This is a genomic window from Wolbachia endosymbiont of Drosophila bicornuta, assembly GCF_028982105.1.
In the GTDB taxonomy this organism is placed as follows: domain Bacteria; phylum Pseudomonadota; class Alphaproteobacteria; order Rickettsiales; family Anaplasmataceae; genus Wolbachia; species Wolbachia pipientis.
The window spans coordinates 3,873-15,112 of sequence record NZ_JAPQLF010000132.1; the positions used below are offsets into that span (position 1 = coordinate 3,873).

At 35.9% G+C, this 11,240-nt stretch carries 8 protein-coding genes, 2 rRNA genes and 1 pseudogene; 5 read left to right on the forward strand and 6 right to left on the reverse strand.

Features of this window, described 5'->3' with window-relative positions; genetic code table 11:
* Positions 1–180 precede the first annotated feature (180 nt).
* From OZD68_RS05670 to pstC, 4 genes are all read right to left on the reverse strand, one after another.
* Positions 181–360: an ankyrin repeat domain-containing protein gene (locus OZD68_RS05670; RefSeq protein WP_238514246.1), complete on the reverse strand. Its 180-nt coding sequence runs from the start codon at positions 358–360 to the stop codon at positions 181–183.
* Positions 361–786: 426 nt separating this feature from the next.
* Positions 787–1,131, reverse strand: coding sequence for a F0F1 ATP synthase subunit epsilon (locus OZD68_RS05675; protein ID WP_006279902.1), 345 nt, complete (start codon positions 1,129–1,131; stop codon positions 787–789).
* 12 nt (positions 1,132–1,143) lie between these two features.
* A complete protein-coding gene (atpD, locus tag OZD68_RS05680) occupies positions 1,144–2,571 on the reverse strand; it encodes a F0F1 ATP synthase subunit beta (protein WP_182309206.1) in 1,428 nt (475 codons plus the stop codon).
* 101 nt (positions 2,572–2,672) lie between these two features.
* Positions 2,673–3,761: a phosphate ABC transporter permease subunit PstC gene (gene pstC / locus OZD68_RS05685; protein WP_182309205.1), complete on the reverse strand. Its 1,089-nt coding sequence runs from the start codon at positions 3,759–3,761 to the stop codon at positions 2,673–2,675.
* Positions 3,762–3,868: 107 nt separating this feature from the next.
* Between pstC and rpmH the strand changes: the two genes are divergently transcribed.
* The 3 genes and pseudogenes from rpmH (at position 3,869) to OZD68_RS05700 (ending at position 4,696) form a co-directional block, all read left to right on the forward strand.
* Entirely contained in the window at positions 3,869–4,003 is a 135-nt protein-coding gene (rpmH, locus tag OZD68_RS05690) for a 50S ribosomal protein L34 (RefSeq protein ID WP_006279898.1), read from the forward strand.
* A gap of 67 nt (positions 4,004–4,070) precedes the next feature.
* A pseudogene (gene rnpA / locus OZD68_RS05695) lies at positions 4,071–4,346 on the forward strand (ribonuclease P protein component); the annotation flags it as partial.
* An 86-nt stretch (positions 4,347–4,432) separates the two neighbouring features.
* Entirely contained in the window at positions 4,433–4,696 is a 264-nt protein-coding gene (locus OZD68_RS05700; protein ID WP_182309178.1) for a hypothetical protein, read from the forward strand.
* An 85-nt stretch (positions 4,697–4,781) separates the two neighbouring features.
* Here the strand turns inward: OZD68_RS05700 and rrf are convergent.
* Positions 4,782–4,888, reverse strand: a 5S ribosomal RNA gene (gene rrf, locus OZD68_RS05705).
* A 66-nt stretch (positions 4,889–4,954) separates the two neighbouring features.
* Positions 4,955–7,720, reverse strand: a 23S ribosomal RNA gene (locus OZD68_RS05710).
* Between the two features lie 335 nt (positions 7,721–8,055).
* Between OZD68_RS05710 and OZD68_RS05715 the strand changes: the two genes are divergently transcribed.
* Together OZD68_RS05715 and OZD68_RS05720 are read left to right on the forward strand one after the other, a co-directional pair.
* Entirely contained in the window at positions 8,056–9,132 is a 1,077-nt protein-coding gene (locus OZD68_RS05715) for a methyltransferase domain-containing protein (RefSeq protein ID WP_182309177.1), read from the forward strand.
* A gap of 58 nt (positions 9,133–9,190) precedes the next feature.
* Positions 9,191–10,975, forward strand: a complete 1,785-nt coding sequence (locus tag OZD68_RS05720) for a ribonucleoside-diphosphate reductase subunit alpha (protein WP_182309176.1) — start codon at positions 9,191–9,193, stop codon at positions 10,973–10,975.
* Positions 10,976–11,240: the final 265 nt, after the last annotated feature.

Sequence of the window (11,240 nt, forward strand, 5' to 3'; positions counted from 1 at the left end):
TATAGCTCTTTTTACAATAATCCGAACAGATCATAATATGCTACTGCTCTACCATAGCCATAAGCACATATCTTATCCTATTCGGACTATTGCGAGAAGTGCTATAACTATTGCATTCCTGCACAATTTATTCTCATGATAAAAACGTCTTAACTTTCTCTCTACTTTTTCTGGGTAAGGTCAATTTGGGTCTGCACCATTTTTGAGTAATAGTTTTACTTCTTGTGCATTACCATCTTCTACAGCTAGGAATAATTGTTCTTCCTGTGTTTTTACGCGTGTTTCCACATTAGATATAAAAAATAACAATACTAAACATGCAATACCAATAATGCTAATATATTTTATAATTTTTCTCATAAGATATTTTACAATGCTTCTAATAATATTAGATATCATCTATAAAATTAAAAAATCCATGAAAGGGGATGAAAATATGTAAAAAAGTATTATCGATTAATTAAAAACAGATTTTGATTTGATAATACCAATAAAATCGATTTATCTTAAATTTACGTTGATTTTTACCTGTTATTTTTTGTAGTTTATCCAACGTAAATTCCAGGTAAAACAAAGTCGTTATCTCCAACCGTTACAACCAACTCTCCTTCTTTAATTTTTATTCGATTAAGTGTATGGTCCCATACCATCACACTCTGGGATCATACACCTAAAGTACTCCGACACTGGGATGACACCCCGGGGTTTCTGGGATGACAAAAAAGAGCCCCCTGAGCAAAAATCTTATAGCCACTTGAATGATAATTGACTTTTTGCCTAAAATAACTAAGAAAGAAACTTCTCATCAAGATAACTTAAATATATACTAATTCTCTTATTTTTAAACGATTTCTCATCATGAATTGCACGATCAAAAACCTGAATTTGACTTGTTATAATGCTACAATTATTATTTGCAACTTCTAATACGCCACTATCAATTACAACCTTCTTTTCTGTTTGGTTACTCATTTTAACAGTAATCATACCAGGCAATAAATAAATTAAGTAAGGAGCATGGTGAGCTAAAATCATAAGCTCCCCTTCGAGCCCAGTTACTGAAAGAGAAACCACTCCACTGAATGAAATTTGATCATCAGGAGAGAAAAATTGCACTTTAAAAGTATTCATAATCTTTAACTTTTATTGAGCTTCAGCTTGTATTAATTCAGCCTTTTTTATTGCTTCATCTATATTCCCCACCATATAAAAAGCAGCCTCTGGTAAGTGATCATATTTGCCTTCAACAATCCCTTTAAAACTGGAAACAGTATCAGAAAGTGAAACAAATTTACCAGGCATGCCAGTAAATACTTCTGCAACGTGAAAAGGTTGAGAAAGAAATTTCTGAATCTTACGAGCCCTATCAACAATAATTTTATCTTCATCAGATAGCTCATCCATACCAAGTATTGCGATAATATCTTGCAGTGATTTATAAGTTTGCAATATACGTTTCACCTCAGAAGCTACATTATAATGTTCTTCACCAATGATTTCAGCAGATAAAGACTGAGAAGTTGAATCAAGTGGATCAACAGCAGGGTATATTCCCATTTCAGCTATTTGCCTTGACAACACTGTGGTTGCATCAAGGTGAGAGAATGTAGTTGCTGGGGCTGGATCAGTCAAATCGTCCGCAGGAACATATATAGCTTGCACAGAAGTAATAGAGCCAGAAGTTGTTGAAGCTATTCTTTCTTGCATTGCACCCATATCAGTTGCAAGGGTTGGCTGATAACCAACAGCTGACGGTATTCTTCCAAGTAAAGCAGAAATTTCAGAACCAGCTTGTGTAAATCTAAAGATATTATCCACAAAAAATAGAACATCTTGATTTTCCTTATCACGGAAATATTCTGCCATAGTAAGTGCTGTTAAAGCAACTCTAGCCCTTGCTCCAGGAGGCTCATTCATCTGACCATAAACCAAAACAGCTTGAGATTTTTCATGCTCATTTATATTTATTACATTTGAAGTGATCATCTCGTGATAAAGATCGTTACCTTCACGCGTTCTCTCCCCTACCCCGGCAAACACAGAAAATCCTTTATGAGCTTTTGCTATATTATTAATTAATTCCATTATTAGGACTGTTTTACCAACACCGGCTCCACCAAATAAGCCAATTTTTCCTCCTTTAAGATAAGGTGCAAGAAGATCTATAACTTTTATTCCCGTAACTAAAACTTCTTCCTGTATTCTCTGTTCAGTAAAACTTGGAGGTGCTCTGTGTATAGGCTCTAAGTTATACTTTCCCTTCAGTGGACCACACTCATCTATAAGCTCTCCAACAACATTAAAAATCCTTCCTAAAGTTGAACGCCCAATTGGCACCGATATTGGTGCACCTGTATCAACAAATTCATCCCCCCTTGACATGCCATCTGTGCTATCCATAGCAATACAACGAACTATATTGTCACCTATATGCTGCGAAACTTCTAAAACCAGCTCCTTATCCTTATATCTTAGTTTGCTTTTTAAAGCATTAAATATTTTAGGCAATTCACCTTCAAATTTTATATCAACAACTGCTTGAGTTACCTTAATCGCTCTACCTATATTCATCTCTTTATTTTTATCACCTAACACTATAATTCCATAAAAGAACTTCTAAAGAAAATAAATTTTATATTATTAATAGAAATTTTGCAACATTAAAACGCTTACTAGTTACGCTTCATTACAAACAATGCAAATGCATTTAATAGCCAAGTAATAATAAACAACACTAAACTAAGCGCATAAGCAGCAAGAGTTTGTACACTATTGAAATCCTGATCTCCGGTAAGTAATGTAGCGATCTGCACGGTAATGGTAGTAACTGAATTAAGAGGGTTAAAAGTCAAATTTGCGTTGATTCCCACAGCCATTAGCACAATCATTGTTTCACCTATCACTCTTGAAATTGACAATAAAATTGCACTTAAAATTGTAGGCATTGCATAAGGTATTGTTATATGACATATAGTTTCCGCTGGAGTTGCACCAAGTGCCATGAAGCCATAACGCAAGCTTTTTGGAACAGATCTTATGGCATCTTCGAGTAAAGAAATAATAAAAGGAAGAATCATTATCCCAATCGATAAACCGGCAACTAAGGCACTTTCTGAGTGTATACTTAAACCAAAAAAATTTGCTACCTGCTTTACAAAGAAAGACAAAAACACAACCGCGAAATATCCATATACAACCGTAGGAATAGCAGACAAAACTTGCAAAGTTGTATTAACAATATAACGCACTTTCTCACTCGCATATTCACTAATATATATTGCAGAAAATAAACCAAGCGGAACGACAACTAACATTGCTATAATAGTTATAAGTAATGTACCAACTAAAAGCGGCGCTATACCAAAACATCCTATCTTCTCTTCATTGATAGTGACTACATTGTGGCCCCATTTCAAGCAAAACAAGAATTCTGAAATAGCTACTTTATTAAAAAAACTAATGGATTGAATAAAAATAGACAGCATTATAAATAAAGTGATAAAAAATGATATGGCCAAAGCCACAAATAACGAAAGTTTTATTATCTTATTTCTTTTATTTTTAAAGATAAAAGCAAGCATGAAAAAAAGTAACGCTATAGAAATAAAAGTTACAAAACAATTATTATAGAATACTAACAACCAAGTTAGCATCCATACACAACTAAGATATAGATAAGATTTAACCTTATTTACTTCTTGAAAGCTACTAAAACAAAATAAAAGGATTAGTAAGACAGGTATGACTATCACCGAATTCATTCTTCCATGCATCAAATTTTATTCTACGAAAATGTCATACAAGTTCACCATTATTTGACAATAAAGTAAAACAATTTAAAATAAATAATTATATTAATATAAAAACAATGAAGAGAACATTTCAACCAAAAAATTTGATAAGAAAGCGCAGACACGGATTTCGTTCACGTATGGCAACAAGAGCTGGAAGAAAAATCCTTAATAGGCGCCGTTCATTAGGGTGTAACAAATTATGCGCATAGTAAGTATAAAAAAAAAGATTTTTCTTCTGCTTTCAAAAATAAGTTAGCACTCAACAGTCTTTTTTATCGTGGGCTTTATATATCACTGTACGCTATAAAAGAAAGAGAACCTGAAAAGTACATTCATACTATTAGAGTAGGTCTGGCTATCAGTAAAAAAACCGGAAAAGCAGCAAAAAGAAATAAAATAAAAAGGCAACTACGAATGCTTGCTAAAATTAGCATTTTAAACATAAGTAATATAGGGCACTACTACATAATACTAACTCATAGAAACATTATGCAAGCAAGTTATAAAAATTTACAAAAAGATCTAACTATTTGCTTAAAAAAGATAAAATAAAAAAAAATCTCAATTAAGGTATTTACAACTATATTTTTTATGATAATATAGGTAAAATTTTTAAAAATAGTTAATTGGTGTGGTGAATGGTAGAGCATATAAAAGAGGTAAATAACACATGCTTTGGTCAGATGTATCAATTCTTATTTCTTCCTAAAGGAACAGGAACAGGTTGGAGGTCAGCATTTCGCCAACAAGAAGAATTATTTAAAAAAGTGGGAGGTAATGTAATATTACCAGAAATCAGTAATTCTCCTTCAAAAGGGAATCAATTAGGGGAAGTAGGAACAATGCTAAATAATGTAGAAAATGACCAAGAACATATAAGAAAAAAAAGATATCGTAGTTAAAGTAAAAACTTAAAGAATAGTAGCAAAACAAGAAAGTTAAAATATAAGTATGCCTACTGTCTAATTAACAAAGAAATTTTTATAAACTTGGCAGCGACCTACTCTCCATTTTCAAGTACCATCAGCGCTAAAAAGTTTCACTTCCGAGTTCGAGATGAGATCGGGTGGTTCATTTTTGCTATAGCCACCAAGTCAATAAAAATTTCTAACTTAACAATTTTAACTTAATATTTAACACTGCATACACACATATAGAAAGCAAATAAATCAATCAGGCTATTAGTACTAGTTAGCTTCACATGTTACCACGCTTCCACACCTAGCCTATCAACGTGGTAGTCTTCCACGGCCTTAATTGGGAAATCTTTTTGAAGAGGGTTTCTTGCTTATATGCTTTCAGCAATTATCCCATCTATACATAGCCACCCAGCGATGCTATTGGCATAACAGCTGGTACACCAGAGGTATATCCATCTCGGTCCTCTCGTACTAGAGTCAGACCTTCTCAAATTTCCTTCACCCACGGCAGATAGAAACCGAACTGTCTCACGACGTTCTAAACCCAACTCACGTATCACTTTAATCGGCGAACAGCCGAACCCTTGGGACCTTCTTCAGCCCCAGGATGTGATGAGTCGACATCGAGGTGCCAAACGGTGTCGTCGCTATGAACGCTCGAACACCATCAGCCTGTTATCCCAGGCGTACCTTTTATCCGTTGAGCGATGACCCTTCCATACAGAATCACCGGATCACTATGACCGACTTTCGTCTCTGCTTGGCTTGTCAGCCTCGCAGTCAGGCAAGCTTATGCCATTATACTATCAAGCTGATTTCCGACCAGCTCTAGCTTACCTTCGCACGCCTCCGTTACTTTTTAGGAGGCGACCGCCCCAGTCAAACTACCCACCATACAATGTCCTAGTTCCAGATAATGAAACATAGTTAGATATCAAAAGTGTAAAGGGTGGTATCTCAAGGTTGACTCCATTATAGCTAGCGCCATAACTTCAAAGTCTCCCACCTATCCTGCACATCACACTTTTAATAGCAATGTAAAGCTATAGTAAAGGTGCACTGGGTCTCTTCGTCTAACCGCGGGTACCCCGCATCTGCACGGGGAATTCAATTTCGCTGAAGTGATGTTGGAGACAGTGGAGAAATCGTTACGCCATTCGTGCGGGTCGGAACTTACCCGACAAGGAATTTCGCTACCTTAGGACCGTCAGTGTTACGGCCGCCGTTTACTGGGGCTTCAATTCGGAGCTTGCACCCCTCCTATTAACCTTCCAGCACCGGGCAGGCGTCAGACCCTATACTTCCACTTACGTGTTTGCAGAGTCCTGTGTTTTTAGTAAACAGTCGCTACTCCCTATTTTGTGCCACCTACTCATAGTTGCCTAAAAGCAGGTTACCCTTCTTCCGAAGTTACAGGTATAATTTGCCGAGTTCCTTCAACATCATTCTTTCAACACCTTAGTATACTCTACTCATCCACCAGTGTCGGTTTGCGGTACGGCCTCATAAATATAAGTGCTATTTCCTGGAGCTTCTTTTAAGCATAGATCAATCCAATAAGATCTATACAAATACGAAACCCGTCACACTTAAGAGGTTCAGGAATATTAACCTAATTGCCATCGACTACTCCTTTACGGACTCGCCTTAGGAACCGACTAACCCTACGCAGATTAACTTGACGTAGGAACCCTTAGATTTTTGGTGAGAGTGTTTTTCACACTCTTTTACGCTACTTATGTCAGCATTCTCACTTCCGATATCTCCAGCAGTTTTCACGAACCACCTTCACAGACTTACGGAACGCTCCGCTACCGCGCCTATTGATCGAAATCAATAAGCACTCACATCTTCGGTATACAGCTTTAGCCCCGGTACATTTTCGGCGCAGAAAAACTTATTTAGACAAGTGAGCTGTTACGCTTTCTTTAAAGGATGGCTGCTTCCAAGCCAACCTCCTAGCTGTAATGGTTTTCCTACTTCCTTCCCCACTTAGCTGTAATTTTGGGACCTTAGATAGTGATCTGGGTTGTTTCCCTCTTCACCACGGACTTAGCACCCGTAGTGTGCCTGCTGTATAATTAATTGTTGGTATTCGGAGTTTAGTTAGATTTGGTAAGACGGTGAATCCCCCTAGTCTATCCAGTGCTCTACCCCCAACAACATACATACAACGCTCTACCTAAATAGATTTCGCGGAGAACCAGCTATTTCCAAGTTTGATTGGCCTTTCACCCCTAATCACAACTCATCCAATAATGTTGCAACATTAACTGGTTCGATCCTCCAGTGTGTTTTACCACACCTTCAATCTGGTCATGACTAGATCACTTGGTTTCGGGTCTAATCCATAAAACTAAAACGCCCTATTCAGACTTGCTTTCGCTACGCCTACACCTAACGGCTTAAGCTTGCTTCATAGATTAACTCGCTGACCCATTATGCAAAAGGTACGCTGTCACTCTAAATATCAATAAATTGATATAGAGCTCCAACTGTTTGTAAGCACTTGATTTCAGATTCTATTTCACTCCCCTCCCGGGGTTCTTTTCACCTTTCCCTCACGGTACTTGTTCACTATCGGTCGTTAAGGAGTATTTAGGCTTGGAGGATGGTCCCCCCATATTCAAACAGGATTTCACGTGCCCCGCTCTACTCAAGGATTTAAAAACTTTCTACTTATACAGGACTATCACCTTCTATGGTTACTATTTCCAGAGTATTCTAATTCTTATTCTTAAATCACTAGCCTTTTCCGCTTTCGCTCGTCACTACTAACAGAATCTCGGTTGATTTCTTTTCCTTTGGCTACTTAGATATTTCAGTTCACCAAGTTTGCTTTACATACTTAGTACGTAATAACTAGCTAAACTAGTTGGGTTTCCCCATTCGGAAATCTGCGGATCAAAATTTGTTGACAATTCCCCACAGCTTATCGCAGCCTGCCACGTCCTTCATCGCCTCTTAACGCCAAGGCATCCATCAAGCGCTCTTAATAATTTACTTATCCGACTATATGCAGAATATGCAGAGTTAAATATTATTAAAATTGAATTGAGATCAAATTAATCTCTACCATAAAACTTGTCAAACATCTAAAAACTAAATTAATCCTTTATATGTTATAACCTAATAAATAATATGTCAACGCCTTTTTGCACAAAACATTTACTTATATTATCAACAACAATATACTAGCAATCCTAAACAGTATAATCTGAGAAATATGTGGTAAACTTATATATACAGTAAAAATTAATAAAAAAGATATTTTGTAAGATAAAATGTGTTAAAATCAATTGCCTAAAAATGATAATAAACATTCGGAGTATTTCTAACGTATGAAAAGTAATCTCTCTTTTATAAAAAACGTTGCTTTAAATTGTATGTCTAAGCTCATTGGCGTATTAAATATTAAGAAAGTAAAACACTTCATTGTGAATAAATATAATACTCTTCATAAAGAAATGACAGTGCTTCTTAAAAAATCTAAGAACCTGTTAAACACCAACATTGAAATCGGTTTATATCACTTTTATAAAGGTAGCATATCAGATGCAAAGTTACGATTTTGGTTAATTAGCATATTTTACCCCCATTTACCTATAGTCTGGTATAACATCGGAAGGTGTCATTTTGCGGTAGGGAATACTAACAAAGCTTATAATTATTTAACAAGGGCACTAAAATCAGATAATGACCACGAGGAGGCGTCTTACTATATAAAAAAAATGACAAACTCAGCGCCTATTACAGAATTGCCAAAAAACCTCATAAGACAATATTTTGATTACACAGGTGAATATTTTGTTGAGCATTGGTTGATTGCCAAACAATATAGAGGGCATGAACTTGTACACATGATAATTACAAAAATCTTCAACAACTCCACTTCTGAGCTCAATATACTCGACCTTGGTTGTGGAACTGGAATATCTGGTCATTTCTTGAAAATAAATAGTATTGGAAACCATATAACAGGAATTGACATTTCAAGTAGAATGCTAGATATCGCAAGAGGATGCTTTATAAAAGGTAAGCCTGTTTACAATGAATTAATACATATGGAAATGAAAGAGTTTCTTAAACAAGAGAAAAACCAGCAGTATGATGTAATTATCTTTGCTGAAGTGCTACATTATCTACATGACTTTCAAGAAGAGTTGGAATTAGCAAAAAGATCTACGAGCAAAAAAGGAGTTATTGTATGTTTAATAAGAAGAAAGGAAGGTGAAGGTATTGACTTTGTAAATAAAGGAGACTATTTTCGTCACTCAGAAAGTTATGTTCAACATGTTGCAAAAGAAATAAATATGCAAATAAGTTATATGAGTTACTGTAAAATATATGGCAGTCAGGTTGACGGTATCTTGTTTGCATTACAGCATCAACAAGAAAATCCGAAAAACCTAACTTAAAAATCGCTCAAAATGACTTTTAAGTATCTATATATAATAAAAGAATAAAAGGAACTTTATGGATAACATTAGCATTAATTACGCAAAGGACAGCAAATTAACCGACTTTGGAAAAGCAGTTCTATCAGACAGGTATTTAATAGAAAATGAAAGTTATCAAGACCTCTTTGCACGTATTGCTAATTACTATTCTGATAATAAAGAACATGCGCAGCGTCTTTATGACTACATGAGCAACTTGTGGTTCATGCCTTCAACACCAATACTCAGCAATGGTGGCACTAAGAGAGGGTTACCTATCTCTTGCTTTCTTAATGAAACCGAAGACAGCTTGCAGGGAATAGTTGATCTATGGAACGAAAATGTTTGGCTTGCTGCACGTGGAGGAGGCATAGGTAGTTATTGGGGAAATTTACGCTCAATAGGCGAAAGCGTAAAGGGTAGCGGCAAAACATCAGGAATTGTTCCATTTATTGTAGTGCAAAATGCTCTAACGCTTGCAATTAGTCAGGGATCCCTAAGGCGAGGAAGTTCAGCAGTCTACCTTCCTGTATCTCATCCGGAGATAGAAGAGTTTCTAGATTTACGCAAGCCAACAGGCGGTGACCCAAATCGCAAAGCGTTAAATATACATCATGCTGTAATAGTAACAGATAAATTTATGCAGGCTGTTGAGAATGATCAAGAATGGAATTTAATAAGCCCTCACAACAATAAGGTTATTTCAACTGTAAAAGCGCGGGATATATGGATCAAAATATTAACAGCAAGAGTTGAAACTGGAGAACCTTACATTATTTTCCTTGATGCAACAAATAACAATAAGCCAGAATCTTACAAAAAGCTCAACTTAGACATCAAGATGTCAAATCTATGCAGTGAAATAACTTTAACCACAGGTTATGATCACCTAAATAAGTCACGCACTGCTGTGTGTTGTCTATCATCCGTAAACCTTGAGTACTACGAAGAATGGAAAGACAATAAACTCTTCATAGAAGATATAATGCGCTTTCTTGATAATGTATTGGAAGATTTCATAAATAAAGCACCGAATGAAATGCGGCGAGCAAAATATTCTGCAGCCAGAGAACGCAGTATTGGTCTTGGTGTGATGGGCTTTCACTCATTTTTACAAAGCAAAATGGTTCCTTTTGAATCAGTAACAGCACAACAATGGAATAAAAAAATATTTAAGTATTTACGCGAGCAAGCAGATATAGTTTCTAAAAAATTAGCAGAAGAAAAGGGAGCATGTTCTGATGCCAAAGAAGTTGATCTAATGGAAAGGTTTACACACAAACTCGCTATTGCTCCTACTGCCTCGATCTCCATTATTGCAGGTAATACCTCCCCTGGAATAGAACCATACGCAGCAAACGTATTCATACAAAAGACACTTACAGGCTCATTTGTAGTGCGAAATAAATTCTTGCAAAAACTATTAGCAGAAAAAAATCAAGACAATGATAAAATATGGTCTTCAATTTCAACAAACGAGGGTTCCGTTCAGCATTTAGATTTTCTTAGTGAGCATGAAAAATTGACATTTAAAACAGCGTACGAGCTTGACCAAAGATGGATTATAGAACATGCAAGTGATAGAACTTCGTATATTTGTCAATCTCAATCAGTAAATCTGTTCTTACCTGCCAACGTACATAAACGTTACTTGCACAAAATACACATGCTTGCTTGGAAAAAAGGATTGAAGAGCTTATATTACTGCAGATCACAATCAATGCAGAGAGCCGATAAGGTCTCGCATGACATATTCAAAAAAAGTGAAATATTGCAACAAAAAACAGATATTGACTACGATGAATGTCTGTCATGCCAATAGCGGCCTTACTCAAAAAAAGTAGAGAGAAAGTTAAGCAAATGGGTAAATAGACTTCTTGCATAACCATATAACGCACTTTTATTTGGAATAGAAACGAAAAAACTTTCTTGACAAACTCCGCCAGCTCCCTTATCATAAAACTGAAGCTATTTATTTATCTTCGCAATCTGTGCAGGTTAATGACGAAAAACTTATGGTATTTGGCGTCTCATGTTTAATTTTTCGCACTACGTGCATCGCATGTCTTTAAAAATTTTTAGGTTTT